At 69.8% G+C, this 25,055-nt stretch carries 24 protein-coding genes and 1 pseudogene; 13 read left to right on the forward strand and 12 right to left on the reverse strand.

Annotated features, from left to right (window positions below; all coding sequences use genetic code 11):
* Nucleotides 1-116: 116 nt before the first annotated feature.
* The gene (locus A5771_RS18115; RefSeq protein WP_064856579.1) at nucleotides 117-662 is read left to right on the forward strand and encodes a deaminase; all 546 of its coding nucleotides are present in this window, start codon (nucleotides 117-119) and stop codon (nucleotides 660-662) included.
* Here A5771_RS18115 and A5771_RS18120 read toward each other — a convergent pair.
* Nucleotides 584-1,051 (reverse strand): DUF1810 domain-containing protein, encoded by a 468-nt coding sequence (locus A5771_RS18120; RefSeq protein ID WP_064856580.1) that lies wholly within the window; start codon nucleotides 1,049-1,051, stop codon nucleotides 584-586. The genes A5771_RS18115 and A5771_RS18120 overlap by 79 nt on opposite strands.
* Nucleotides 1,052-1,077: 26 nt before the next feature.
* Here A5771_RS18120 and A5771_RS18125 point away from each other — a divergent pair, with 26 nt between their 5' ends.
* The 3 genes from A5771_RS18125 (at nucleotide 1,078) to A5771_RS18135 (ending at nucleotide 4,289) form a co-directional block, all read left to right on the forward strand.
* Nucleotides 1,078-2,307 (forward strand): alpha-hydroxy acid oxidase, encoded by a 1,230-nt coding sequence (locus A5771_RS18125; RefSeq protein ID WP_064856581.1) that lies wholly within the window; start codon nucleotides 1,078-1,080, stop codon nucleotides 2,305-2,307.
* 50 nt (nucleotides 2,308-2,357) lie between these two features.
* Nucleotides 2,358-2,993 (forward strand): hypothetical protein, encoded by a 636-nt coding sequence (locus tag A5771_RS18130; protein WP_064856582.1) that lies wholly within the window; start codon nucleotides 2,358-2,360, stop codon nucleotides 2,991-2,993.
* Between the two features lie 63 nt (nucleotides 2,994-3,056).
* Entirely contained in the window at nucleotides 3,057-4,289 is a 1,233-nt protein-coding gene (locus tag A5771_RS18135; RefSeq protein ID WP_064856583.1) for an NAD(P)/FAD-dependent oxidoreductase, read from the forward strand.
* A gap of 10 nt (nucleotides 4,290-4,299) precedes the next feature.
* Here A5771_RS18135 and A5771_RS18140 read toward each other — a convergent pair whose 3' ends face one another.
* Nucleotides 4,300-5,778, reverse strand: a complete 1,479-nt coding sequence (locus A5771_RS18140) for an acetyl-CoA acetyltransferase (RefSeq protein WP_064856584.1) — start codon at nucleotides 5,776-5,778, stop codon at nucleotides 4,300-4,302.
* Nucleotides 5,779-5,842: 64 nt separating this feature from the next.
* On the opposite strand from A5771_RS18140, the gene A5771_RS18145 reads away from it, so the two are divergent.
* On the forward strand, nucleotides 5,843-6,397 hold the full coding sequence (locus A5771_RS18145; protein ID WP_064856585.1) for a hypothetical protein: 555 nt from the start codon (nucleotides 5,843-5,845) through the stop codon (nucleotides 6,395-6,397).
* Between the two features lie 13 nt (nucleotides 6,398-6,410).
* Here A5771_RS18145 and A5771_RS18150 read toward each other — a convergent pair whose 3' ends face one another.
* Entirely contained in the window at nucleotides 6,411-8,774 is a 2,364-nt protein-coding gene (locus A5771_RS18150; RefSeq protein ID WP_082947314.1) for a CaiB/BaiF CoA-transferase family protein, read from the reverse strand.
* Nucleotides 8,775-8,831: 57 nt separating this feature from the next.
* On the opposite strand from A5771_RS18150, the gene A5771_RS18155 reads away from it, so the two are divergent.
* From A5771_RS18155 to A5771_RS18165, 3 genes are read left to right on the forward strand one after another with little or no spacing between them, the layout of a single operon-like run.
* Entirely contained in the window at nucleotides 8,832-11,237 is a 2,406-nt protein-coding gene (locus tag A5771_RS18155; protein ID WP_064856587.1) for a phosphoketolase family protein, read from the forward strand.
* 5 nt (nucleotides 11,238-11,242) lie between these two features.
* The gene (locus tag A5771_RS18160) at nucleotides 11,243-11,653 is read left to right on the forward strand and encodes an MmpS family transport accessory protein (RefSeq protein WP_082947311.1); all 411 of its coding nucleotides are present in this window, start codon (nucleotides 11,243-11,245) and stop codon (nucleotides 11,651-11,653) included.
* 59 nt (nucleotides 11,654-11,712) lie between these two features.
* Complete coding sequence (locus A5771_RS18165; protein WP_064856589.1) at nucleotides 11,713-12,480, forward strand: CPBP family intramembrane glutamic endopeptidase; 768 nt, start codon at nucleotides 11,713-11,715, stop codon at nucleotides 12,478-12,480.
* 5 nt (nucleotides 12,481-12,485) lie between these two features.
* On the opposite strand, the gene A5771_RS18170 is transcribed toward A5771_RS18165, so the two are convergent.
* From A5771_RS18170 to modA, 6 genes and pseudogenes are all read right to left on the reverse strand, one after another.
* Nucleotides 12,486-13,514, reverse strand: coding sequence for a zinc-binding alcohol dehydrogenase family protein (locus A5771_RS18170; RefSeq protein ID WP_064856590.1), 1,029 nt, complete (start codon nucleotides 13,512-13,514; stop codon nucleotides 12,486-12,488).
* Nucleotides 13,515-13,679: 165 nt separating this feature from the next.
* Nucleotides 13,680-14,612, reverse strand: a complete 933-nt coding sequence (locus tag A5771_RS18175) for an APA family fibronectin-binding glycoprotein (protein WP_064856591.1) — start codon at nucleotides 14,610-14,612, stop codon at nucleotides 13,680-13,682.
* A gap of 36 nt (nucleotides 14,613-14,648) precedes the next feature.
* On the reverse strand, nucleotides 14,649-15,281 hold the full coding sequence (locus tag A5771_RS24705) for a TOBE domain-containing protein (RefSeq protein WP_428844421.1): 633 nt from the start codon (nucleotides 15,279-15,281) through the stop codon (nucleotides 14,649-14,651).
* Nucleotides 15,267-15,695 (reverse strand): annotated as a pseudogene (locus tag A5771_RS24710) (ATP-binding cassette domain-containing protein); the annotation flags it as partial. The pseudogene A5771_RS24710 and the gene A5771_RS24705, both read right to left, overlap by 15 nt.
* Nucleotides 15,696-15,757: 62 nt before the next feature.
* Nucleotides 15,758-16,546, reverse strand: a complete 789-nt coding sequence (locus A5771_RS18185; protein WP_064856592.1) for an ABC transporter permease — start codon at nucleotides 16,544-16,546, stop codon at nucleotides 15,758-15,760.
* A 4-nt stretch (nucleotides 16,547-16,550) separates the two neighbouring features.
* Nucleotides 16,551-17,315 (reverse strand): molybdate ABC transporter substrate-binding protein, encoded by a 765-nt coding sequence (gene modA, locus A5771_RS18190; RefSeq protein WP_064856593.1) that lies wholly within the window; start codon nucleotides 17,313-17,315, stop codon nucleotides 16,551-16,553.
* Nucleotides 17,316-17,486: 171 nt separating this feature from the next.
* Between modA and A5771_RS18195 the strand changes: the two genes are divergently transcribed.
* Together A5771_RS18195 and A5771_RS18200 are read left to right on the forward strand one after the other, a co-directional pair.
* Nucleotides 17,487-18,158 carry an SDR family oxidoreductase gene (locus A5771_RS18195; RefSeq protein WP_064856594.1) on the forward strand — a complete coding sequence of 224 codons (672 nt, stop codon included), beginning with the start codon at nucleotides 17,487-17,489 and terminating at the stop codon, nucleotides 18,156-18,158.
* 109 nt (nucleotides 18,159-18,267) lie between these two features.
* Nucleotides 18,268-19,653: an NAD(P)/FAD-dependent oxidoreductase gene (locus A5771_RS18200; protein WP_064856595.1), complete on the forward strand. Its 1,386-nt coding sequence runs from the start codon at nucleotides 18,268-18,270 to the stop codon at nucleotides 19,651-19,653.
* A 5-nt stretch (nucleotides 19,654-19,658) separates the two neighbouring features.
* On the opposite strand, the gene A5771_RS18205 is transcribed toward A5771_RS18200, so the two are convergent.
* The gene (locus A5771_RS18205) at nucleotides 19,659-20,072 is read right to left on the reverse strand and encodes a PaaI family thioesterase (protein WP_064856596.1); all 414 of its coding nucleotides are present in this window, start codon (nucleotides 20,070-20,072) and stop codon (nucleotides 19,659-19,661) included.
* A gap of 121 nt (nucleotides 20,073-20,193) precedes the next feature.
* Between A5771_RS18205 and A5771_RS18210 the strand changes: the two genes are divergently transcribed.
* From A5771_RS18210 to gndA, 3 genes are read left to right on the forward strand one after another with little or no spacing between them, the layout of a single operon-like run.
* Nucleotides 20,194-20,610, forward strand: coding sequence for a BlaI/MecI/CopY family transcriptional regulator (locus tag A5771_RS18210; RefSeq protein ID WP_064856597.1), 417 nt, complete (start codon nucleotides 20,194-20,196; stop codon nucleotides 20,608-20,610).
* Nucleotides 20,611-20,624: 14 nt separating this feature from the next.
* Entirely contained in the window at nucleotides 20,625-21,563 is a 939-nt protein-coding gene (locus A5771_RS18215) for a M56 family metallopeptidase (RefSeq protein ID WP_064856598.1), read from the forward strand.
* 54 nt (nucleotides 21,564-21,617) lie between these two features.
* Entirely contained in the window at nucleotides 21,618-23,066 is a 1,449-nt protein-coding gene (gndA, locus tag A5771_RS18220) for an NADP-dependent phosphogluconate dehydrogenase (protein ID WP_064856599.1), read from the forward strand.
* Here gndA and A5771_RS18225 read toward each other — a convergent pair.
* On the reverse strand, nucleotides 23,063-23,938 hold the full coding sequence (locus A5771_RS18225) for an alpha/beta fold hydrolase (RefSeq protein ID WP_234783110.1): 876 nt from the start codon (nucleotides 23,936-23,938) through the stop codon (nucleotides 23,063-23,065). The two genes, gndA and A5771_RS18225, sit on opposite strands and share 4 nt — an antisense overlap.
* 3 nt (nucleotides 23,939-23,941) lie before the next feature.
* Entirely contained in the window at nucleotides 23,942-25,042 is a 1,101-nt protein-coding gene (locus A5771_RS18230; RefSeq protein ID WP_064856600.1) for a histidine phosphatase family protein, read from the reverse strand.
* Nucleotides 25,043-25,055 lie beyond the last annotated feature (13 nt).

Here is a 25,055-nt window from a genome sequence, read left to right on the forward strand (position 1 = left end):
ATTCGCTCGCGGGGGGTTGTGGTCTTTTTTTTTTTCTTTATTACTCCTCTTGCCCCGGGGGGGCGGCGGCGGCGCGCCCCGCCCCCCCCCCCCCCCGCGCCGTAGACTCCGCTCTCATGGCAGTCAGCGACGCCGACCGTGAGTATCTGGCTCGCTGTGTTGAATTGGCGGGCGAAGCCGTGGAACACGGCGACGATCCGTTCGGTTCGATGCTGGTCGGTCCCGAGGGCACCGTGCTGTTCGAGGACCGCAACCGGGCCGGCGAGGGCGATCCCACCCGCCATCCCGAGTACGCCATCGCTCAGTGGGCGGTGGCCCACCTGCCGCCGGACCGGCGTATCCGGTCCACCGTCTACACCTCCGGCGAGCACTGCGCGATGTGCGCGGCGGCCCACGCGTGGGTCGGATTGGGCCGAATCGTCTACGCGTCGTCGGCGGCCCAATTGACCGAGTGGCTGACCGAGCTGCACGTTCCGGCGGCGCCGGTGGCTCCGCTGCCGATCACCGTCGTCGCCCCGAAAGTGGTGGTCGACGGACCGGCACCGGAATTCGAAGAAGACTTGAAGGCGCTGTTTCGCGCTCGCTACCCGCGCTGCGGCGACTCGGAGTCGGATCCGTCAAGTCGGTCCGCGGTCACCGGATCCTCCGCTCCACCGAAATAGCGGTCCAGCACCGCGCGGAAGTCGCTGCGGTGTTCACCGGTGCAGGCTCGGGCGAACAACGTCATGCACGAGCGCAGTTTGAGGTCATCGGGCCGGCCCATAATCTCCTGGATCGATCGACCCCGCACGGCGTCGACCAGCCGCGCGCATTCATGCAGCCGCGGGCCGAGCAGCTCGTGATCCAGATAGGCGCGGGCTTCCGCGAGCGACGCGATGCCGTAGCGCTGCGCCATCGCGCTGCTGCCCAGACCGGCCAACTGCGGAAAGATGAACCACGCCCAGTGGCTGCGCTTGCGGCCGTCCCGCAGCTCGGCGACCACGGTGTCGTAAACCGTTGCTTGCGCCTCGACGAAACGCTGCAGTCTGAACGGATCGGGATCATTCGCCATGGGATCAACCGTGGCACAGTTCGAGGATGCAACGACGGTTTCCCCGCGTCCATGATCTCGCGCCGCTGATCCGCTTCCGCCGGCCCAGGCTCAATCGCACCGCGCAGCGCCTGGATGCCGCGCTGACCGTCGAAGATCTGCGCCGCATCGCCAAACGGCGCACCCCCAAGGCCGCCTTCGACTACACCGACGGTGCCGCCGAAGACGAAATCTCGCTCGAGCGGGCCCGACAAGCCTTCCGCGACATCGAGTTTCATCCGGCGATCCTGCGCGACGTCTCAGCCGTCGACACCAGCCGCGAGGTGCTCGGGGCACCGGTGGCATTGCCTTTCGCGATCGCACCCACCGGATTCACCCGGCTGATGCACACCGCTGGCGAGCTTGGCGGCGCCCGGGCCGCCGAGGCCGCCGGCATCCCCTTTTCGCTGTCGACCCTGGGCACCGCCTCGATCGAAGAGGTGGCGGCGGCAGCTCCCGATGTCCGCCGCTGGTTTCAGCTCTACATGTGGCGCGACCGCGACCGGTCGATGGCGCTGCTGGGCCGCGCCGCCGCTGCCGGCTATGACACCCTGCTGGCGACGGTGGACTGCCCGGTCGCCGGGGCGCGACGCCGCGACACCCGCAACGGCATGACCATCCCCCCGGCGCTGACGCTGCGCACGGTGGCCGACGCCGCCGTCCACCCGGGGTGGTGGTTCGATCTGCTGACCACCGAGCCGCTGGCCTTCGCGTCGCTGGACCGGTGGTCGGGCACCGTCGCGCAGTACATGGACAGCATGTTCGACCCGAGTATGACCTTCGACGACCTGGCCTGGGTCAGGTCCCAGTGGCCGGGCCGGTTCGTCGTGAAAGGCATCCAGAACCTTGCCGACGCCCGCGCCGTGGTCGATCTCGGTGTCGACGGCATCGTGTTGTCCAATCACGGCGGCCGTCAGCTCGACCGGGCGCCGGTGCCGTTCGCACTGCTGCCGCAGGTGGCACGTGAAGTCGGGGCCGACACCGAGATTCTGCTGGATACCGGAATCATGTCCGGCGCCGATATTGTCGCCGCAATTGCCCTGGGCGCGCGCTGCACCTTGATCGGCCGGGCCTACCTGTATGGCCTGATGGCCGGCGGGCAGGTCGGGGTGCGCCGCGTCATCGATATCCTCGCCGAGCAGATCCGGCGCACCATGCGGCTGCTGGGGGTCAGCGAACTCGCGGAGCTGTCGCCGCAGCACGTCACCCAGCTGCAACGGCTGGTTCCGCCGCGCTAGCGGATTGTTGTCGGGTTTGCTGCCGCGGCCACAGCGGGTATTCCCGGGCGGTGCGGAACGAGAAAGAACTGGTACGGCGGCTCCTGCGTCGTGCCGGCAAGACCTATGCGCAGGAGGCCGGCATCCGGCTGCGTAATCAGCCGATGCCGCTATTTCAGCTGCTGACGCTGTGCATGCTTGCCAGCAAGCCGATCGACGCCGCGATCGCGGCCCGGGCGGCGCATGAGCTGTTCAAAAGCGGTCTGCGCACTCCGCACAAGGTCCTCGAGGCCGACCGCGGCACCATGATCGAGGCGATGGGCCGCGCCCATTACCGCCGCTACGACGAGAGTTCGGCCACTCGGCTGGCCGAGCTCGCCGAAGCCGTGCAGCAGGAATACCGCGGCGACCTGCGTCTGCTGGCCGAGCGCAGCGGACGCCGCGTCGATGACGCCCAGAAGCTGCTCAAGGACTTCAATGGCATCGGTGACACCGGCGCCAGCATCTTCCTTCGCGAAGTCCAAGACGTCTGGCCCTGGGCTCGGTCCACCTTCGACGACCTCGCGTTGGCTGCCGCCCGCGATCTCGGATTACCCGCTACCGCAAGCGAACTCGCCACGCTGTCGCATGGCCGCAATGCCGAGCTCGCGGCGGCGCTGGTGCGCTACTCCCTCGACGCCGACGTGCGCGAGCGGCTCGCTGATTGACGCTACACGCCGCGGTAATCGCCGGTAGGCTGGCCGATGACGTCGCGTAGAGCGGAGGATCTCGTGTCGGCATCAACCTCATTCGTGATCGTCGGTGGCGGCCTGGCCGGCGCCAAGGCCGCCGAAGCATTGCGCGCCAAGAACTTCGACGGAACGATCGTGCTTCTCGGTGAGGAGCAGCAGCTTCCCTACGAACGCCCGCCGCTGTCCAAGGATTTCCTGGCCGGCAAGAAGACTCTCGGCGACTTCACCGTGCACCCGCAGGACTGGTACCGCGAGCACGACGTCGACCTGCGGACAGGTGCTCGCGCGGTGAGCTTGGATCCGGCCGGTCACACCGTCGGATTGGCCGACGGCACCAGCCTGAGCTACCACAAGCTGCTGTTGGCCACGGGTTCGCGGTCACGGCGGGTGCCGATCCCAGGCGCTGACGCCCACGGCGTGCACTACCTGCGCACCGTCGATGACGCGACCGCACTGGATTCCGCATTGGCCGCCGGTGCCTCCCTGGCGGTGGTGGGCGCCGGTTGGATCGGCATGGAGGTGGCCGCCAGCGCGCGGCAGCGCGGAGTCGACGTGACGGTGGTGGAGACCGCCGAACTGCCACTGCTGGCCAGCCTGGGCGCCGAGAACGGCGCCGTCTTCGCCGCCCTGCACCGCGAACATGGCGTCGACCTGCGCTTGGGTTCGGCCGTCGCGGAGATCACCACGGCCGACGGTGCCGCCACCGGCCTGCGCCTGGGCGACGGCTCGCAGATCAGCGCGGGTGCTGTGCTGGTCGCCGTTGGCGCCCAGCCCAACATCGAATTGGCCCAACAGGCCGGCCTTGCCACCGGCGGCGGTGGTGTGCTGGTGGATGCCGGTTTATGCAGCAGCGACCCCGACATATACGCGGTCGGTGACATCGCGGCCGCGCAGCATCCCCTGCTGGAGACCCGGATCCGCACCGAACACTGGGCGAACGCCCTCAAGCAGCCGGTGGTGGCGGCGTGCGGCATGCTCGGCGAGTCGGGCGAATACGCCGAGCTGCCTTACTTTTTCACCGACCAGTACGACCTCGGCATGGAATACGTCGGACACGCCCCCGAGTACGCCCGCGTGGTGTTCCGTGGCGACACCGACGGCCGTGAGTTCACCAGCTTCTGGCTCGGCGACGACAACCGGGTGCTGGCCGGGATGAACGTCAACATCTGGGAAGGCCTCGACGACATCAAAGCCCTGATCGCGGCGCAGGCGCCCGTCGACCCCGACCGGCTGGCCGATCCCGGGACACCGCTGGGTGACCTGTCCGCCTGAGTCTCAGGCGCTAATGCAGCGTCGCGGTGCCGTCGTCGTGGAAATGCACTGCGGCTCCGGCGATGTCCTCACGCACGCTTGCTTCGGCGGTATCGGGGTCGCGGATCACCGCCAGAGTGCGGGCGCCCTCGGAAGTCCGGACCGCCAGGAACACCTGCTGGGGCCGCCCATCGCGGTCGAACGGTGTCGTCCAGGACTCCACCGCGCCGGTCCCCTCCCCGCTCACGATCGACGGGCGGGTGGGTAGCGCATCGACGGCGGATTGCACGTCCTCCCAACGGAAACCGCGTGCCGGCGGCTCGGTCCCGTACACCCCGAAACTGTGTTTGGTCAGGTAGCCGCCGTTGGCGCTGATCAAACCGCGCCGGCCGGGGTTGGCGACCAGCAGCTCAGCCAGGGTGGCGATCGAATGCATCACGTAGTTGTTCCACGGGCCGCCCGCGAAGGTCAGGCCCCCGGTCACCGTCAGCGATCGATCGGGATCGTCGGCGGGCAAGCCGAGTTCGGCCGCGGCCACCTGAACCGCCGACGGGAAACACGAATATAGGTCCAGATAATCGATCTCGGCTATGGCCTCGGCACCGGCCAGCTCCAGCGCCCGCGTGCCCGCGATCCGGATGGCCGGAGAGCGGTGCAGCTCAGCCCGTTCGGCGATCGCGTAGGTGTCGTGGGCATCGGTACCGGCCTGCGGGAAAACCCAGCGCTCCGAGGGGATCCCCAGCTCGCGGGCGGTCTGCACCGAGGTGAGCACCAGCGCGGCAGCCTGGTCGACCATATTGTTGGAGTTCATCAATTTGGTGTAGGGCCAGCTGATCATCCGGTTCTTCGGCCCGGGCTGACAGATCTCGTCGGCACCGACGGGTTGGCGGATCCAAGCGTGCGGGTTGTCGACGGCGACCGCATTGAACCGCGACCACAGCTCACCGATGCGCCGGCGATGGGCGTCCACCGTCTCCCCCGCGGCGATCCGCAGCGCCTGCTCGAACAACGGGTAAACATAAGCGGGCCGGTCCAAGCCGATGCGTTCCTCGGCCGGACCCGACATCGGCACGTCCTGGCCCTCGCATTCGGCCATCGGGACGGTGTCGTCCTGCCGGGTCCAGGCCAGTTTGCCGCCGGCGGCCCGCAGCCGGGTTCGGCTGCGCCACATCTCGCCGCCGGCCAGCAACACCACGCCGGTGCGACCGGTCTGGATATCCAGGCAGGCCCGGTTGACCAGCGACTGCGGCACATTGCCGCCCACCGGGCTGTAGCGGGTGGCCGGGTGATCGGCGCCGATCCGCTGGGCGAGCAGCAGGCCCGGGTCGCGGTAGTGCGCCGAGAACAGGTTGACCACGCGGATCGAGTCGACGGCGCGCAGCACCCGGTCCTCGGCGGCCCGGCGGGCCGCCGCCGCCATCAGATCGACGGGTTCGACGGGCTCGCTGTGGTCAGGATGGTTGATCTGGCCGTAGCCGATCAGCACCGGTGTCCGGGGGTCGACGGGCATGGGCGTAAGACTAATCGGCGACAACCCAACAACTGCCGCTGCGCAGCCGGCCTAGTAAGGGGAGGTGTGCGTCACACTGGCCGCCAATCGTCCCGCGATCCGGCTGGACGACAAGCACCGAATCCACGACAAGCTTGTCGACTGGCCGGTCATCCAGGCCGATCCAGAACTGCTCGCCGGTGTGCTCCGCGGCGTCGCGAACACGCTGTGGAGTCTTCGCCAGCTCGGCTACCGGTCCCGTCCGGTGTGGCGGCCATGCACCCGGGTCGGGACCGTCACCGCCGAACGGCGGGACACTCCCTGGACCTGGATCTCCCCGTCGGGAGCGACGATGCAGGCCGACGCCGGTGACTGGCTGGTCCAGGAGGGCGACGCGAACTGGTCGGTGCGCGATGACATTTTTCGGTCCAGCTTCCGGCACGTCGGGGGATCCCAGTGGCAACGGTGTGGAACCGTTCTCGCTCGGCCGGCGCGGGCCGGGGAAACCATCGACACCCCGGAGGGTTCCACGATCGCAGCCGACGGCGACTGGGTGATCAAGGGCGATCACGGCGATCAATGGCCGGTCCCCGCAGACGTGTTCGCGCGCCACTACGTCGAAACCCCGACGGGCGGGTGATGAACCGCCACACCTAATCGGCGGCGAACAGCACCCCGTCGGCAATCAACCGCTCCGTTGTCTCGTCGTCGAATCCGAGCAGCGTGCCGCAGATCGCGCGGGTGTCCTGCCCGGGCAGCGGAGCGGGCCGTTGCGGGGCCGGCGGGATGTGGCGGAACGGTGCGGGCCCGGTTTCAGCGGGCAACGGGTGCTCGATCAACGGATGGGTCATGTCGGCGAACACCGCGCGGTGGGCCAGCTGCGGATCCTCGGCGACGTCGGGCGGCCGGTTCATCTGAGCGGCCGCCACCCCGGCTGCCTGCAGCAGCTGCCCGACGTCGGCCGGGGTGCGCGGGGCGGTGTGTCGAGCCAACTGCTCCACCAACTCCGCGCGGTGCTCGACGCGGGCCGCACCGGCGCTGAAGCGTGGATCGGACGCCAATCCTGCGTCGCCGAAAGCTGCTGCGAGACTGCACCACTCGTCGTCGGTGCGGATCGAGATCACGCACCATTCGTCATCGCCGGAGCACGGGCAGACCAGGTCCAGCGCGGTATCCGCTTGTACCGACGCTCCCGCGGCCCGTGCGACGTAGCAGGTGTCGAGTTGGTTGACGGCGGCCTCGGCCTGCGAGACGTGGACGTGGGCTCCGGCACCGCTGCGCCGGGCGGCGATCAGCGCGGCCAGCGCCCCGATCGCGGTGACCCGGGCGACCACGTGGTCGGGAAAGACGGTGGTCGCGTCGTAGAACGGATGGCGTCCGGTATCCGCCGGATCCTCCGGGGCGGTCCACAACGCGGTGACCCCGGTGGTGGCGCGCACCAGCGGGCCGTAGCCCATCCGGTCGCTCCACGGCCCGGTCTCCCCGAACGCGCTGCTCTCGGCCAGCACCACCCGCGGGTTGAGACTCTGCAACGTGTCGTAGGAAAGCCCAAGGGCGCCAAGCGTTCCCGGTTTGAAGTTAGCGAACACCGCATCGGCGACGCCCACCAGGCGGCCGAATATCTCCTTGCCGGCCTGGCTGCGCAGGTCCAGACCGAAGCCCAAATTGTTGCGGTGCGTCCAGGCGAACGACTCGCTCATCGCCGATCCGGCGCGGGCCTGCCGCAGGCCGTCGGGGTAGGCCGCGCTCTCCACCTTGATGACCTCGGCGCCCAGGTCGCCGAAGAGCCGGCTGGTTTCGCCGCCGGCCACGATGACCCCCAGGTCGACGATCCGGATTCCGTCGAACGGCCGCGAACCGATCGCGCCGTCCGGCGCGGGGCCGACCGGAGGCCGGGCTCGCCAGCCGGTGCTCAGGTTCCCGGGAACGGGGGCCGGGGTCCGGAAGCCGGCTCGGTGATCATCGACCACGTAGTAGCCGGTCGGGATCAGCGCGGACAACCCCGGGGCCAGTTCGGCCTCGATCGCGGCCCCGGCCGCCGCGAAGTGCTCACCGGCCAGTACCTGCGCCGGTTCGCCCACCGCGGCGATCGGCACGCCGCGGGCCTGCCCGGCCGCGACCAGCGCGGCCATGTCCTGGCCGGCGAACAGCTCGCGGACCAGCACGCTGATCTGCGGCCAGACCGCGAACCGCTCACCGATCACGCCGAATCGGGGGTCGGCGTACTCGGCCGGCTCCCCCAGCCACGACCACAGGGCACGCCACTGGCGCGGCGACATCACGCACAGCCGGACGTAGCCGTCGCGGCACGAATAGATCGGGTAGGCGTCCTGGTTGCGGGGCCGCCCGCGCCAGCGGCTCGCCCCGCGCCGGGCCGCGGCGACCTGGCCCTGCGCACCGAAGATCGGGTCGAGCACCGTGACCACCGCGTCGAAGCGGGAGAAGTCGATGTAATCGCCGGTGCCGCACCGTAATCGGTTGAAGTAAGCGACCAGCACGGCCCAGGCGGCCTGGACCGACGCGGTCGCTGAGGCGATCCCGTCCGGCGGCAGCACCGGCGTTCCGTTGGTGGGCCCGGATCGCGACAGCGCGCCGGAGAGACCGTAGAGCACCGCGTCGGTCGCCCGCCAGGGCGCCCGCGGCCCGCTGGTCCCGAAGTCGGTGACCGACATCGTCACCAGGTGACCGAACCGGTCGGCCAGCTCCGCACACGAGGGAAAGTCGGCGACGCGGCCCGACCGGCCGCTGTCCACCACAATGTCGGCGGCGGCCGCCAGCTCGTCGAACCGGCGGCGGTGCGCCTCATCGGCCGGATCCAGGGTGACGCTGCGCTTGTTGGCGTTGTGCAGCGCGAACGAGATGCTCACGCCGCCCAGCAGCGGCGGAGCGGTGCGCGCCGGACTGCCGCCGGGCGGCTCCACTTTGAGCACGTCGGCGCCCAGGTCGGCGAGCAGCCGGGTGACCGCGTCAGCGTCACCACCGGCCAGATCCAGGACGCGAACCGATTCCAGCAGCACCCCCACAGGGTATTGAATGGTTGCCGCGGCTCGGCTCCGACGCGGACAATCGCAGAGATGAGTGCAGAGACCACGACGCCGACACCGGCCACGCTCTCCGACGACGAACTGGCACGCATCGACGCCTATTGGCGGGCCGCCAATTATCTGTCAGTGGGCCAGATCTATCTGCTGGACAACCCATTGTTGACCGAGCCGCTGGCCGCCGAGCATGTCAAGCCGCGGCTACTGGGGCACTGGGGCACCACTCCCGGGCTGAACCTGGTCTACGCCCACCTGAACCGGATCATCCGCGACCGCGACGCCGACGTCATCTTCGTCACCGGCCCCGGCCACGGCGGCCCGGCGCTGGTCGCTAACGCCTACCTGGAAGGCACCTACAGCCAGGTGTACACCGGCATCGGAGAGAACACCGACGGGCTGCGAAAATTGTTCCGGCAGTTCTCATTTCCCGGTGGGATACCCAGCCACGTCGCCGCCGAGACGCCAGGCTCCATCCATGAGGGCGGCGAGCTCGGCTACGCGCTGGTGCACGCGTTCGGGGCGGCCTTCGACAACCCCGAGCTGGTGGTGGCCTGTGTCATCGGCGACGGCGAGGCCGAGACCGGCCCGCTGGCGGCCAGCTGGCATTCGAACAAATTCCTCAACCCCGCCGTCGACGGCGCGGTACTACCCATCCTGCATCTCAACGGCTACAAGATCGCCAATCCGACCGTGCTGGCCCGGATCCCGCAATCAGAGTTGGAGGCGCTGCTGCGCGGGTACGGCTACCGGCCGATTACCGTCGCCGGCGACGACCCGGCCGTCGTGCACCGACTGCTCGCCGCCGCGCTCGACGATGCGTTCGACGACATCGCGACGATCCGGCGAACCGCGCGCGCCCACGACTCGACGATGCGGCCGGTATGGCCGATGATCGTGCTGCGCACACCCAAGGGCTGGACCGGCCCGGCGGTCGTGGACGGCAAACAGGTGGAGGGCACCTGGCGGTCGCATCAGGTGCCGCTCGCGCAGACCCGCACCGACCCCGAGCACCGCAGACAGCTGGAGGAATGGCTGCGCAGCTACCGCCCGACGGAACTGTTCGAGGAATCCGGCCGACTGCGGCCCGAGCTGGCGGCGCTGGCGCCGCGCGGCAATCGCCGGATGAGTGCCAATCCGCATGCCAACGGCGGGCTGCTGCTGCGCGACCTGGACCTGCCGGACTTCCGCGACTACGCCGTGCCGGTGCCCCGGCCGGCCACCGAGATCCACGAGGCCACCCGGGTGCTGGGGGCGTTCCTGCGCGACGTCATCGCCCGCAACCGCGACCGATTCCGGTTGATGGGTCCCGACGAAACGGCCTCCAACCGCCTCTCGGCGGTGTTCGAGACGACCGACCGGGTCTGGCTGTCGGCGACCGAGCCCGGCGATGACCACGTCGCCCCCGAGGGCCGGGTGCTCGAGGTGCTGTCGGAACACCTGTGCCAGGGCTGGCTGGAGGGCTACCTGCTGACCGGCCGGCACGGGCTGTTCAACTGCTACGAGGCGTTCGTGCACATCGTCGACTCGATGTTCAACCAGCACGCGAAGTGGCTGGCCGTGAGCCGCGAGCTGCCGTGGCGACGGCCGATCGCCTCGCTGAACTATTTGCTGACCTCCCACGTCTGGCGCCAGGACCACAACGGGGCGTCGCACCAGGACCCGGGCTTCATCGATCTGGTGGCCAACAAGCGCCCCGAGGTGGTGCGGGTCTACCTACCGCCGGACGGCAACACCTTGCTGTCGGTGGCCGATCATTGCCTGCGCAGCCGCAACTACGTCAACGTGATCGTCGCCGGCAAGCAGCCGGCGCTGGCCTATCTGGACATGGCCCAGGCGGTGGCGCACTGCACCCGGGGACTGGGCATCTGGGATTGGGCCGGTACCGCCACCGGTGAACCGGACGTGGTGCTGGCCTGTGCCGGCGACGTCCCGACGCTGGAGACACTGGCTGCCGCCGACATCCTGCGCCGGGAGCTACCCGACCTTGCCGTCCGGGTGGTCAACGTGGTGGACATCATGCGGCTGCAGCCTGCGACAGAGCATCCACATGGCTTGCCGGACAACGAGTTCGACGCTCTGTTCACCCGCGACAAGCCGGTGATCTTCGCCTATCACGGCTACGCCTGGCTGATCCACCGGCTCACCTATCGGCGGACGAACCACGACCACATGCACGTGCGCGGCTACCGCGAGCGCGGCACCACCACGACACCGTTCGACATGGTGATGCTCAACGACCTGGACCGCTTCCATCTGGTGATGGACGTCCTTGATCGGGTGCCGGGCCTGGGGCAACGTAGCGCGGTACTGCGCCAGCAGATGGTCGACGCCCGACTGGCCGCCCGGCTCTACACCCGCGAGCACGGCGAGGACGATCCGCGCATCACCGACTGGACGTGGCGAACGGGGGTAGCCGACACCGACGGCGAGATAAAGTGACGCCCATGACTGCTCACCCGTCACCGGTCCGGACGCCCCGCAAGGCGATGTCGCTGCTGACCGGCGTCCTCCTCGCAGCGGCCGCGCTCGCCGGCGTCCCGACGGCCGGCGCTACCCCCGACCACACCAAGGTGCCGGTGCGCTACGACCTGAGCGGCACCGGCGTCGCCGGGTACGTCACCTACCAGACCCAGAACGGTCAGGCGCACGCCACCAACGTCGCGCTGCCGTGGTCGATTCAGCTGACCGGCTCGATGACGAACGCGGCCAGTCCCGCCTCCTACTCACTGAGCGCCCAAAGCGCCGGCCCGGGAGCGCTGAACTGCACCGTCACCGTCAAGGGAAAGGTGGTCGCCCAGAACAGCGCGACCGGCAATCCGGCCCGGGTGCTGTGCGAGACCCACGGACCCCGGTGACGCCGGCCGGAACTTTCGAGACGCCACCGAGGCCGAGCCGCGGGTAGGATCTGACACCAATGCCTGGCCATGATTTCGCGGCACCCGGGGGGCGGCATCCAGCGGTGTCCCAACTCTCGGCGCTGCACCAGTTTCGCGCCTTCGTCGACGTCGCCGTCGTCGTGGTGGTCCTGGCGCTGGCCAATCTGGTCGCGCATTTCACCACGCCCTGGGCGGCTGTCGCCACGGTGCCCGCCACCGCCGTCGGCTTAGTGGTCCTGGTCCGCTGCAACGGTCTGAGCTGGGCCGAGCTGGGCCTGGGCCGGGCGCATTGGAAATCCGGGGTCGGTTACGCCGCGGCCGCGGTGCTGGTGGTGGTGTCGGTGATCGTCGTCGGCGCCCTGCTGCCCTGGACCCGGCCGATGTTCCTGAATAACCACTACGCCACCATCTCCGGCGCCCTGGTGGCCTCGATGCTCGTCATCCCGCTGCAGACCGTCATCCCCGAGGAGTTGGCGTTTCGCGGCGCGCTGCACGGCGCGTTGCAGCGGGCCTGGGGTTTCCGCGGTGTCGCCGCAGCCGGCTCGTTGCTGTTCGGGTTGTGGCATGTCGCCACTTCGCTGGGGCTGACCAGCAGCAACGTCGGCTTCACCCGGCTGCTCGGGGGCGGGTTTCTCGGCATGGCGGCCGGCGTGCTGCTGGCGGTACTGGCCACCGGGGCGGCCGGTTTCGTGTTCAGCTGGCTCCGCCGGCGCAGCGGCAGTCTCATCGCCCCGATTGCGCTGCACTGGTCGCTCAACGGAGTCGGCGCGCTGGCCGCCGCCCTGGTGTGGCAGCTGTCGGCCTGAGCGGCTCACGCCAACAGCACCGCCGCACCGGCGATCCGCCCCGCCGCCAGATCTCCCAGCGCCCGATCCGCTTCACCCAGCGCATACTCCGGCGTGGTCACCTCAATGTGGTGTTCGGCCGCGAAGGCGAGGAATTCGCGCGCGTCGGCGCGGGTGTTCGAGGTCACCGATCGGATCTGGCGTTCCCGGAACAGGTGGCGCTGGTAGTTCAGCGGCGGTACGTCGCTGAGGTGGATCCCGGCGATCGCGCACGTGCCGCCGGCATCCAAAGCCTGACAGACCACCGGCACCAGGTCGCCGACCGGCGCGAACAGGATCGCCGAGTCCAGCGGCACCGGCGGCGGGTCGGTCGCCCCCTGCGCTGAGGCCGCACCCAACTCCAGCGCCAGCTCCCGGGCGCGAGAGCCGCGGGTCATCACGTGCACTTCGGCGCCGCGGGCGAGCGCGACCTGCGCGGTGATGTGCGCGCTGCCGCCGAAGCCGTAGATTCCGAGCCGGCCGCCGGGCGGCAGGTCGGCACGCAGTAGCGAGCGGTAGCCGATGATGCCCGCGCACAGCAGCGGCGCCAATTCGCTGTCGCTGTAGCCGGCGGGCAGATGATGGGCGAACGCCGCAGGGACGGTTACGAATTCGGCGTAGCCGCCGTCGTCATCCCAACCGGTGTAGCGCGACTGCGGGCAAAGATTCTCATCACCCCGGCGGCAGTAGCGGCAGGAACCACAGGTGTGCCGCAGCCAGGCGACTCCGACTCGGTCCCCCACGGCGAAGTCGTCGCCGGCTTCGGCGCCGACCTCGACGACCTCGCCTACCACCTCGTGACCGGGCGTCACCCCGGGGCGGTGTACCGGTAGGTCACCTTCGACGACGTGCAGATCCGTGCGGCACACCCCACAGGCGCGTACCGCCACCAGCAGCTCCGATTGTTGCGGCCGAGGCAGGGCGGTGCTGACCCGGCGCAGCGGCGCGTCAGCGATGGGGCCGGGTCGCCGCACCCGCCAAGCCATCATGGTCATGCCGGAGACCTGCGCGTCCATGACGACATTGTGCGCGCGGCGCCCGTCGCGGTGAACAGGGTGAACCACCAGCCGCCGGATGCGATGTCGAAGGCGAAGCTCAGCAGGAACCCGCCGAGCAACGCGCCTGCATACTCAGGTAGCTGGCCGGGAGCCGCCGAGGCGGCGGCTGCGACCGGCCGATGCTCATGCCGCCGGAGCGCCCGGCCCCGATCCGGCCTCCGGACCACCCGCGGGCGGGGGCGCCTGACCCGGGCCGCCGGGGACGGCACCGGGCGCCGGCTCAGCCGGGGCCGCGCCCAATGGGCGGATGGACTCCGTCAGTGCCTTGGCCGCGCCCCGGTCCACCGGGTTGTTGGCGGTGCCCAGCCACACCACGAACCACCGCTCGGCCTGGGCGTCGGTGCCGGCGGCGGCCGGCGGCACGCCGATCACGCCGCTCCAGATCTGGCCGACCGGCTTGGCGGGGTCGGTGAACTTGACCTCGTAGTAGGAGGCGCTGCCGGTCAGATCACCTCCGGCCAGCGGGACGCTCTCCTGGTTGGCGCGGGTCCCGGGAAAGGGGAGGAAGAACTCGCCCATGTCCGATCCGAGTCGGGTGGCGGCCTTGGCGTTGTCGGTCTCGGCGCTGGCGTAGAGCCGCTGGTCCAGCTTGCCGAGCACGATCCGGGTGTCGTTGGCCACCGGCGCGGGCTGCCCGGGCAGCATCGGCTCGCCGGTCTTCTTGCTCAGCAGCGAGGACCCGTATTCGAGGTGGCTGGTGTCGGATTGGACCCAGCCGGCCGGCAGGACGTAGCTGAAGCCGCCGGCAGCGTCATCGACTCTGCCTACCGCGGGTGCGCCCGGCTCGGCGACCGGCGGCGGGGCGTTCGAGTCGCCCGGCGGGGGCGTATTGGCGTCAGCCGGCGGCGTATGCGCGTCAGCCGGCGGCGGGTGGCCGTCCGCCGGTGGGGCGTCGGCGCCTGCCGACGGCGACGGCGCCGGCGCTGGGACCGGGTCCGCGTAGGCCGGAGCGGCCAAGGCGAAGGTCAGCACACCGGCGGTCGCGGCGGCCCACGTCGTCGCGGCCACCGCACGAATGCCCCTGTGGGCCGTTGAGGTCACGTCCACCTGCTTCATGGCAGAAAAACTACCGCCTCCGCACCGGTACGCAAGTTAATCCACGCCGGGGTGTGTCGCGCGGAGCGTCACTTCCTGTGCCTTGACCCCGAACCAGACGACTTCACCCGGTGTCAGCCGCAGCTCGGCGGCGGCGTCGGCGGTGATGTCGGCGGCCAGCCCCGGCGCCCCATCCGGCTGGTCGACGCCGCGGACCTGGATCGCGCTGCCGCGGGCCTGCAGTTCGGCAACCGTGACCTCGACGAGGTTCCGCGGGCTGCCGTGCGCCGGAGGCTGCCGATACACCGCAACCGATCGCGGTGTGCTGACTGCGACGGCCGGCCGGCCGGCGACCAGGCCGTCATCGGCGGTTCCCTGCCACTGATCCCCCCACTGGGTACGCAGCACGCCGTCGCTGCCGATCACCCCGGCCACCAGATTGAATCCGGCGATACGCGCGCCGAATCGGCTACGGGGCGCGGCGAGTACCTCGGCGGTGCTGCCGATCTCGGCGACCCGGCCGGACTCGAGCACCAAAACCCGATCGGCCAGCCCGAAGACGTCCAGCAGGTCGTGGGTGACCAGCACCGTGGTGCGGCGCGCGGTGGTGATGACGTCCCGCAGTACGCCGCGCACCGCGGCCGCCGCGGCCACATCGAGCCCGGCCAGCGGTTCATCGAGCAGGAGCACCTCGGGTTCGGCGGCCAGGGCCCGGGCGATCGCCACCCGCTGCGCCTGTCCGCCGGAGAGCCGCCGCGGCCTGCGATCGGCCAGCTCCGCGGCATCCACTGCGCGCAGCCACGCGGCAGCCGCCGCCCGGACGCGCTGGCGGCGGCCGAAGCGTCGCCGGCTGTGCGGGCCGAACGCCACGTTGGCCGCCACACTCAGGTGCGGGAACAGCAGCGGGTCCTGCAGCAACAGGCCGACCCGGCGGTCCTGGGTGGCGACGTGCACGCCGGCCGCGGTGTCGGTCAGCACCCGATCACCGACGCGCACCACACCCGTGTCGGGCCGCAGCAGCCCGGCAATTACATGCAGCAGAGAGGATTTGCCGGCGCCGTTGGGCCCGAGCACGGCCAGCACCTCACCCGGCGCGACGGTCACCCGGACATCCAGGCCGCGCTCGGCCAGCACCGCGTGCAGCGTCAGCCCGTCGGCCACGGCGGTCACCAGACGCCGGCCAGCCGGCGAGCGCCCAGGCCCAGCACCACCACCGCGGCCACCGCCACCAACAGCAGCGACATCGCCGCCGCGGCGTCGGCGTCGGTCACCCGCTGCAGATAGATCGCCAGCGGCAGCGTCCGGGTGACGCCCTCGCGGGAGCCCGCGAACGTCAGCGTGGCGCCGAACTCGCCCAGCGACCGCGCGAACGCCAACACCGCACCCGAGATCAGGCCCGGTGTCAGCAGCGGCAGCGTCACCCGCCACCACACGGTGCTCGGGCGGGCCCCCAACGTGGCGGCCACCACCTCGTAGTCGGCGCCGGCGGTGCGAGCCGCGCCCTCCAGCGCGATCACCAGGAACGGCAGCGACACGAAGGTCTGCGCCAGCACCACCGCGGTGGTGGTGAACGCGATGTGGATTCCGGCGGCCTCCAGGTGCCGTCCCAGCAGCCCGAGCCGCCCGAATGCGTACAGCAGCGCGATGCCGCCCACCACCGGCGGCAACACCAGTGGCAGCAGCGCCAACGGCCGCAACAGCCGCACCAATCGCGCCCGGCTGCGTGCCAGCACGAGAGCCATCGGCACGCCGAGCACGATGCAGAGCGCGGTACTGGCCGCGGCGGTCTTAAGGCTGAGCAGCAGCGCCGTCATCGAGGACGGACTGGTGATCAGCGTCCAGAAATGGGGCCAGTCGACCCGGACGGCGATCGCCACCAGGGGCAGCACCACGAACGCTGCGCCGATCGCGGCGGGCACATAGACCCAGCCCGGCAGGTCGTTGGGCCGGTGCACCGGCTCAGGGCTTGCCGAAGCCGGCCGCGTGCAGGATCTTCTGCCCCGCCGCGCCGGTCACCAGGTCGACGAACTGTTTGGCCGGGCCGGGTTGCGCAGCGTCTTTGAGCACCCCGACCGGGTAGGTGTTGACCGCCCCGGCCGCCTCCGGAAACGCGACGGTGACGACCCTGTCGCCGGCGTTGATCGCGTCGGTGCGGTAGACCACACCGGCGTCGGCCTGGCCGGTGGTGACCTTGTTGAGCACGTCGGTGACGTCGGGTTCCTCGCTGACCGGGTTCACCCGCACTCCGGTGGCATCCTCGACCTTCCGAGTCGCCGCCCCGCACGGGACCGGCGGCTGGCACACCACCACCGCCAGGCCGGGCGCGGCCAGATCGGCGAAGGACCGCACCGCGTGCGGGTTTCCGGGGGCGGTGACGATCACCAGCGTGTTGGTGGCGAACGGCACCGCCTCGCCGTCCAGCAGGCCGGGCTGGGCGACTTTGTCCATCTGGGCGGTGTTGGCCGAGGCGAACACGTCGGCGCGCGCACCCTGGGTCAGCTGGGTGGCCAGGTCCGAGGATCCGGCGAAGTTGAACTCCACGGCTACCCCGGGATGATCGGTCTTGAACTGCTCGGCGATCTCGGTGAACGCCGGGCGCAATGACGCCGCCGCGAACACGGTGATCGACGGCGTGGCGGGGCCGGAGCTACACCCGGTCAGGCCTGTCAGTCCCGCCCCCAGCATGACCGCTACCGCACCGGAGAGCGCCCGGGTTCGCCACATGGCTCGCACTTTAGCGGCGATCGTAAGCGCGGCGAAGCGCACAGCGGGTGCCGTCGTCGGCCCGCTTATTCCGGACCGTGGCCGGATCGTGTCTGTGCCGAGTTCCGCCCCTGGCTCGAAAACCGGCTACTGTCCAGTAACATAGCTGCGAACACGAGGGAGGTTCTACCGATGGATGTGCTGGTCACCGGTGGTGACACCGATCTGGGTCGCGCTGTCGCCGAAGGCTTCAGCGAAGCCGGTCACAAGGTGACGCTGGCGGGTATGCGAGGTTCCGAACTCGAGGTCGCCGCCAAGGAGCTCGAGGCCAACGCCGTCGTCTGCGACAACACCGACCCGGCCGGCCTTTTGCAGGCCCGCGGTCTGTTCCCCGCCCACCTGGACACCATCGTCAACGTTCCGGCGCCGCGCTGGCAGGGCGGCGACCCACGCGCCTACTCGCTGGCCGACCAGGCCAGCGCCTGGCGCAGTGCCCTGGACGCCACGGTGCTCTCGGCGGTGCTGACGGTCGCGACCCTCGGCGATCACCTGCGCTCCGGCGGCTCGATCATTTCGGTGGTGCCGGAAAACCCTCTCGACGGCAGCGCCGACGCGGCGGTCAAGGCCGCTTTGTCGAATTGGACCACCGGGCAGGCCACCACGTTCGGCACCCGCGGAATCACCGTCAACGTGGTCGCCGCCGGCGCCGGCGCGCGCCCGGGTTACGACGGGCTGACCAGCGCCCCGCTCACCGCGGCCACCGAGATCGCCCGGCTCGCGGTCTTTCTGACCACGCCGGCCGCGCGCCACATCACCGGCCAGACGTTGCACGTCAGCCACGGAGCGCTGGCCAATTTCGGCTGACTCAGGCGTCGAGTGGTTAATCCCACAACCCGCGAATGCGGTGCCCGCCAAGCGGGTCGACTAGCGTATTTGTGAACGCAGTCGCCGTCGAGGAGCAACCGGATTTCCCATGAGTGCCCAGCCTGAAGTCACTGCGCAGCAGAGCCGACGCCACCAGGTCGTCATCATCGGCTCCGGATTCGGCGGCTTGACCGCGGCCAAGAAACTCAAGCGGGCCGACGTCGACATCAAGTTGATCGCCCGCACCACCCACCACCTGTTCCAGCCGCTGCTGTACCAGGTGGCGACCGGAATTTTGTCCGAAGGCGAGATCGCGCCGTCGACCCGCGTCGTGCTGCGCAAGCAGCGCAACGCCCAGGTGTTGCTCGGCGACGTCACGCACATCGACCTGGCCGGCAAATTCGTCACCTCGGAGGTGCTCGGCCACACCTACGACACCCCGTTCGACAGCCTGATCATCGCGGCCGGCGCCGGGCAGTCCTACTTCGGCAACGACCAGTTCGCCGAGTTCGCCCCCGGCATGAAGACCATCGACGACGCCCTGGAGTTGCGGGGCCGCATCTTGAGCGCGTTCGAGCAGGCCGAGCGGTCCAGAGACGCCGCCCGGCGGGAGAAGCTGCTGACCTTCACGGTCGTTGGCGCGGGCCCCACCGGTGTCGAAATGGCCGGGCAGATCGCCGAATTGGCCAACTACACCCTCAAGGGCGCGTTCCGCAACATCGACTCGACCAAGGCACGGGTGATCCTGCTCGATGCCGCCCCGGCCGTGCTGCCGCCGATGGGCGAGAAGCTGGGCCGGAAGGCCGCCGAACGGCTGCAGAAGATGGGTGTGGAGATCCAGCTCGGTGCGATGGTCACCGACGTCGACCGCAACGGGCTGACCGTCAAGGACTCCGACGGCACCGTGCGGAGGATTGAATCGCAGTGCAAGGTGTGGTCGGCGGGTGTGTCGGCCAGCCCGCTGGGCCACGACCTCGCCGAGCAGTCTTCGGTCGAGCTAGACCGCGCCGGGCGGGTCAAGGTGCTGCCCGACCTGTCGGTGCCGGGCCACCCGAACGTCTTCGTCGTCGGCGACATGGCGGCCGTCGACGATGTCCCCGGAATGGCGCAGGGCGCCATTCAGGGCGCCAAGCACGTCGCCAGCACGATCAAAGCCGAGCTCGGCGGCGCCGACCCGGCCGACCGGGAACCGTTTCAGTACCTGGACAAGGGCTCGATGGCCACGGTATCGAGGTTCTCGGCGGTCACCAAGATCGGGCCGCTGGAGTTCAGCGGTTTCCTGGCCTGGCTGGCCTGGTTGGGGCTGCACCTGATCTACCTGGTCGGGTTCAAAAACAAGATCAGCACGCTGTTGTCGTGGAACGTGACGTTCTTGAGCACGCGGCGCGGCCAGCTCACCATCACCGAGCAGCAGGCGTTCGCCCGAACCCGCCTGGAACAGCTCGAAGTGCTGGCGGCAGAGGCGCAGCGCGGCGCCGAACGCGCGGTCAGTTAGCCGGCTCAGGCGGGCAGGTTCTGCAACCGGACCTGGCCGCGGGCCACGACCCGCTGATCGGCATCGGTGATGGTCACCAGCCAGAGCTGCTGACGACGGCCGCGGTGGATCGGGGTGGCGGCGGCAGACACCGTCCCCGAGGAGACCGCTCGCAGGAAGTCGGTGTTGTTGTTGACCCCGACCACCGTGCCGCCGCCTTGGCCGCCGTCCCGGTTCAGCCAGGCGTGCGCTGAGACGCTTGCCACACTTTCCACGATCGAGCAGTACACCCCGCCGTGCACGATGCCGGCGGGCTGGCACAGCTTGGGCTGCAGCTCCAGCTCGGCGCTGGCGCCCTCGGGGCTGATCTCGGTGAAGACCAAGCCGATTTCGCCGTCGAACGGCGCGAAGTGGGAAGGCGGGGAACCGCTGGCAGCCATGCCCTGGTTTTACACGACGGCCTCGGCGTCCGCGCACCCCGGCAGACCCACAGCCGCCGATACGACAGCCGGTAGTAATTAAGGGTAGGCTTGCTCCGTTGCCCAGGGAGTTGATTACCAAATGGCGAAGCAAACCCACCTAGGGGATTTAGAACGAGCGGTGATGGACCACCTGTGGTCCGCGCCCGAGGCCCAGACCGTGCGCCAAGTTCACGAAGCGCTGTCCGCGCAACGAGAACTGGCCTACACCACCGTGATGACGGTCCTGCAGCGGTTGGCCAAGAAAAATCTGGTGTCGCAGATCCGCGATGACCGCGCGCACCGCTACACCCCGGTCCGGGGCCGCGACGAGCTGGTCGCCGGGCTGATGGTCGAAGCTCTCGATCAGGCCGCCGACTCCGGTGACCGCCGGGCCGCCCTGGTGCACTTCGTCGAACGCGTCGGCGTGGACGAGGCCGCGGCTCTGCGCCGTGCGCTCGACGAGTTGGAAGCCAAGCACCACGTCGGCCTGCCCGCTGGCGGCCGACCTACGTCCTGAGGGAGACTGGCAGCGTGTCCGCGCTGGCCTTTACCGTCCTCGCGCTAGTGCTCGTGGGGCCGGTGCCCGCCCTCCTGGCACGTGCCGATTGGCCGTTGCGCGCCCCGCGGGCCGCGGTGGTGCTCTGGCAGGCCGTCGCGATCGCCGCGGTGCTGTCGGCTTTCAGCGCCGGTGTCGCCACTGCGAGCCGCCTGCTGATGCCGGGTCCGGACGGCCGGCCCACCTCGACGATCCTCGGCTCCCTCGAGCGGCTGGGCTGGCCGCTGTGGACCTTCTACACGGCTGTGTCCGCCTTGACACTGCTGGTCGGCCTGCGCCTGACCGTGACCGTGCTGCGGGTGGCGATCGGCACCCGGCAGCGCCGGGCACGCCACCGCATGCTGGTCGATTTGGTCGGTGTCTCTGATACCGCTCCGGCGGCGCGCACCAGCGGCCTGCGGATTCTGCAGGTGATGCAGCCGCTGGCCTACTGCCTGCCCGGGGTGCGCAGCCGGGTGGTGCTCAGCTCGGGGACGCTGCACGCTCTCACCGATCCCGAACTGGCCGCCCTGCTCTGCCATGAGCGGGCTCATCTGCGCGCCCGCCATGATCTGGTGCTCGAGGCGTTCACCGCGGTGCACACCGCCTTTCCGCGGTTCGTGCGCAGCGCCAGCGCCCTGGATGCGGTGCGGTTGCTGGTGGAACTGCTGGCCGACGACGCCGCCGTTCGGGTGGCCGGCGCTCCTCCCCTGGCCCGCGCCCTGGTGACCTGCGCTTCGTCGGCCACCCCGGCCGGGGCGCTGGCCGCCGGGGGGCCGAACACGGTGCTGCGGGTGCAGCGCCTGTCGGGTCGAGGCAACAGTCGCACGCTGGCTGCCGCCGCCTACTCCGCCGCAGCCGGGGTGCTCACGGTACCCACGATCGCGCTCGCGGTACCGTGGCTGACCGAACTGCACCGACTGATCGCGGGGTAACCCACGCCGCGGGCGTGCCGCGCGCAGATCACCAACCAACCGAAAGGCGAATGTATGAGCGCGTCGGAAACAGCCGGCACCGCCCAGATCGGCGTGACCGGACTGGCCGTCATGGGATCCAACATCGCGCGCAACTTCGCCCGCCACGGCTATACCGTGGCGCTGCACAACCGGTCGGTCGCCAAAACCGACGCCCTGCTCGACGCCTACGGCTCCGAAGGCAAATTCGTTCGCAGCGAGTCGATTCCGGAATTCCTGGCCGCCCTGGAAAAGCCGCGCCGGGTCCTGATCATGGTCAAGGCCGGTGACCCGACCGATGCCGTCATCAATGAACTCGCCGACGCGATGGAGCCCGGCGACATCATCATCGACGGCGGCAACGCGCTCTACACCGACACCATTCGCCGGGAGAAGGCGATGGCCGCCCGCGGCCTGCACTTCGTCGGGGCCGGAATCTCCGGCGGCGAGGAAGGCGCGCTGAACGGACCCTCGATCATGCCGGGCGGCCCGAAGGAGTCCTACCAGTCGCTGGGCCCGCTGCTGGAGGAGATTTCCGCGCACGTCGACGGGGTGCCGTGCTGCACCCACATCGGGCCGGACGGCGCGGGCCATTTCGTGAAGATGGTGCACAACGGCATCGAGTACTCCGACATGCAGCTGATCGGCGAGGCCTACCAACTGCTGCGCGACGGGCTGGGGCTGACCGCGCCGCAGATCGCCGAGGTGTTCACCGAGTGGAACGCCGGCGACCTGGACAGCTACCTGGTCGAGATCACCGCCGAGGTGCTGCGCCAGGTCGACGCCAAGACCGGCACGCCGTTGGTCGACGTCATCGTCGACGAGGCCGAGCAGAAGGGCACCGGGCGCTGGACCGTGAAATCCGCGCTGGACCTAGGGGTTCCGGTGACGGGCATCGCCGAGGCGGTGTTCGCCCGGGCGCTGTCGGGCTCGGTCCCGCAGCGCCGTGCCGCCGCAGGGCTGGCCTCGGGGTCTTTGGGCGCTCGGCCGAGCGACGCCGCGACATTCACCGAAGACGTCCGCCAGGCGCTGTACGCCTCGAAGATCGTCGCCTACGCACAGGGTTTCAACCATATCCAGGCCGGCAGCGCCGAATACGGCTGGAACATCACCCCCGGGGATCTGGCCACCATCTGGCGCGGCGGCTGCATCATCCGCGCCAAGTTCCTCAACCGGATCAAAGAAGCGTTCGACACCGATGCCGACCTGGTGAGTCTGCTCGCCGCCCCGTATTTCCGCAGCGCTGTGGAGGCCGCCATCGACAGCTGGCGCCGGGTGGTGGTGACGGCGACGCAGTTGGGCATCCCGGTTCCGGGCTTCTCCTCGGCGCTGTCGTACTACGACGGCCTGCGCACCGCGCGACTGCCGGCCGCCCTGACCCAGGCCCAACGCGACTTCTTCGGGGCCCACACCTACGGCCGGGTCGACGCCGAAGGCAAGTTCCACACGCTGTGGAGCGGGGACCGCAGCGAAGTCCCCGCCTAAGCCAGCAGGCCCAGCACCGCGTCGGTGAAAGCCTGCGGATCCTCGATCTGCGGGTAGTGCCCGATGCCGGGCAGCTCGACGACGTCGGCGGTGGGGCGCAGCTCGCGCAGGCCGTCGAGCACATTCGTGGTGGCGACCGGATCACCGAGTCCCCATACGAATCCCAGCGGCTTGGGCCAGTCACGTACCGCGCCGTGCCAGCGCTGCGCGTACCGCACCCGCTCGTCGAGGTAGGCCGAGAGCAGGTGCGCGATCCGGTGGCCGTCGTTGTGGCACAACAACTCCCACTGCGCGGCGGCTTCCTCCGGGGACAGCGGAAGCTGTGCAGAGAACAGCCGGCCGAAGCTGCGGATGAAGCTGCGCCGGTTCGTCAGCCGGGCGGCGACGCCGCCGAACGGGCCGCGCAGCACTTTCTGGATGGGACGCAGGCTGGCGCGCTCGAGGATCACACTGCCGTTGGACAGCACCGCGCGGCGCAGATCGAACGTAAGGGTGCCGTCGATGTCGCGGGCCAGCAGTTCGGTGGTCACCGAGGTGCCCATGTCGTGGGCGGCCAGCACCACCGGGCCGGTGGTGACCGAGGACACCACGTGCTGCACCAGATCGGCTTGCTCCAACAGGCTGTATCGATGTGGACGCGGCTTGTCTGACAACCCGAACCCGAGGAAGTCCATAGTCAGCCAGGATCGGCCGGCCAGCCGAGCGACGACCGACCGGAAATCATAGGAGCAGGACGGAAAGCCGTGCAGCAGTAGCACTGTCGGCCCGTCTCCGGCGCCTGATCGTACGAAAACCCGCCCGGCGCCGGTGGACACGAAGGAACCGCCGTCCTGCCATTCGCGCAGACTGGGCGACATGCTCGTGGGGGCCATGGATCAGATCAACGCCAGCAGATCGTCCAGCCCGGACCCGGCACCGGCTGCGTCACCGAGATTCGCCAGCGCGTCGGTGAAGTCGGTGAAGACGGCCTGCGGGAATCCCAGGATCGCCGAGGCCACGTCCTGCAGTCCGGTCTGCAGTGCGGTGTCGATGCCGGCCGGATCACCGTCGAGCAGCGCCTGGTAGAGGTTCCACACCGCGACCTGCGGGGCCATGATCACCTCACGCAGGTCCATCAGCAGCGACGTCAGCAGCCCCGGATCCGCCGGGACGGCGATCCCGTCCCAGTTGACCAGCGTCCAGCCGTCGGTCGGGTTACCCGCGATCTGCACGACGCCGGTGTTGGGCAACAGCGGCGACCCGTCGTCGTTGGCGAACATGGTCTGCAGGGTCAGCGGCAGCAGCAGGGAGATGTCGGGGTTCTTGACGTTGAGCGCCACCCAGGCGGCGATGTCGGCCTCGTTGTTGAACGCCACCACGGTGATGTCCCCGTTGTCGCTCTCGACCGGGTTGGCCATCGCGGAGCTGTACATCGCATCGACAGCGTCGGTGAACTTCTGGTTCATCACCACCCCGTTGGGGTCCTCGACCGAGCCCGGGATGGGCACCAGCACCAACCCGAACAGCGTCCACAGCATCGGGGTGAACTGGTACAGGAAACCCGACAGGCTGGCAATCGGCTGGCCGGCGTAGATGCCGCTGTCGATCTCGTTGAGCCCGGGCAGGATCTGGGTCGCCATATGTTCCAGTGCGGCGAACGGCGCGGCGGTGTCGACGTCGCGAATCGCCTGCCCGGAGAAGATCCCGGCGACGTGGTCCCCGAGCTCGCTGTGCAGCCGATCGGCCACCTCCTGCGCCTGCTGCACACCGAGGTCACTGAGCGGCGGGCCCGGATGGTCCGGCGACGGCGTGATGACGTCGTTGAACGGGGGCATCCGCTGCCCGTGCCGGACGACGTCGATGACGATGTCCTGGTTGTCAGCGCTGGCCAGTGTCAGGCCGGCAACGGCCACGGCCGCGCCGCCGGGCTGCGCCGGGATCCCGATGACGCCGGCGCCGGCCAGCGCGATGCCGGCTGCGAGTGCGTGTACCTGCATGGCTACCTCCTGA

Source organism: Mycolicibacter sinensis (genome assembly GCF_001667375.1).
In the GTDB taxonomy this organism is placed as follows: Bacteria; Actinomycetota; Actinomycetes; order Mycobacteriales; family Mycobacteriaceae; genus Mycobacterium; species Mycobacterium sinense_A.

Bases quoted from the DNA above. Each gene is read 5' to 3' on its own strand.
- A5771_RS18115 (WP_064856579.1), top strand. From the start codon at position 117: ATGGCAGTCAGCGACGCCGACCGTGAGTATCTGGCTCGCTGTGTTGAA.
- A5771_RS18120 (WP_064856580.1), bottom strand. From the start codon at position 1,051: ATGGCGAATGATCCCGATCCGTTCAGACTGCAGCGTTTCGTCGAGGCG.
- A5771_RS18125 (WP_064856581.1), top strand. From the start codon at position 1,078: ATGCAACGACGGTTTCCCCGCGTCCATGATCTCGCGCCGCTGATCCGC.
- A5771_RS18140 (WP_064856584.1), bottom strand. From the start codon at position 5,778: ATGCCCGTCGACCCCCGGACACCGGTGCTGATCGGCTACGGCCAGATC.
- A5771_RS18155 (WP_064856587.1), top strand. From the start codon at position 8,832: ATGAGTGCAGAGACCACGACGCCGACACCGGCCACGCTCTCCGACGAC.
- A5771_RS18160 (WP_082947311.1), top strand. From the start codon at position 11,243: ATGACTGCTCACCCGTCACCGGTCCGGACGCCCCGCAAGGCGATGTCG.
- A5771_RS18165 (WP_064856589.1), top strand. From the start codon at position 11,713: ATGCCTGGCCATGATTTCGCGGCACCCGGGGGGCGGCATCCAGCGGTG.
- A5771_RS18170 (WP_064856590.1), bottom strand. From the start codon at position 13,514: ATGGACGCGCAGGTCTCCGGCATGACCATGATGGCTTGGCGGGTGCGG.
- A5771_RS18175 (WP_064856591.1), bottom strand. From the start codon at position 14,612: ATGAAGCAGGTGGACGTGACCTCAACGGCCCACAGGGGCATTCGTGCG.
- modA (WP_064856593.1), bottom strand. From the start codon at position 17,315: ATGTGGCGAACCCGGGCGCTCTCCGGTGCGGTAGCGGTCATGCTGGGG.
- A5771_RS18195 (WP_064856594.1), top strand. From the start codon at position 17,487: ATGGATGTGCTGGTCACCGGTGGTGACACCGATCTGGGTCGCGCTGTC.
- A5771_RS18200 (WP_064856595.1), top strand. From the start codon at position 18,268: ATGAGTGCCCAGCCTGAAGTCACTGCGCAGCAGAGCCGACGCCACCAG.
- A5771_RS18205 (WP_064856596.1), bottom strand. From the start codon at position 20,072: ATGGCTGCCAGCGGTTCCCCGCCTTCCCACTTCGCGCCGTTCGACGGC.
- A5771_RS18210 (WP_064856597.1), top strand. From the start codon at position 20,194: ATGGCGAAGCAAACCCACCTAGGGGATTTAGAACGAGCGGTGATGGAC.
- gndA (WP_064856599.1), top strand. From the start codon at position 21,618: ATGAGCGCGTCGGAAACAGCCGGCACCGCCCAGATCGGCGTGACCGGA.
- A5771_RS18225 (WP_234783110.1), bottom strand. From the start codon at position 23,938: ATGGCCCCCACGAGCATGTCGCCCAGTCTGCGCGAATGGCAGGACGGC.
- A5771_RS18230 (WP_064856600.1), bottom strand. From the start codon at position 25,042: ATGCAGGTACACGCACTCGCAGCCGGCATCGCGCTGGCCGGCGCCGGC.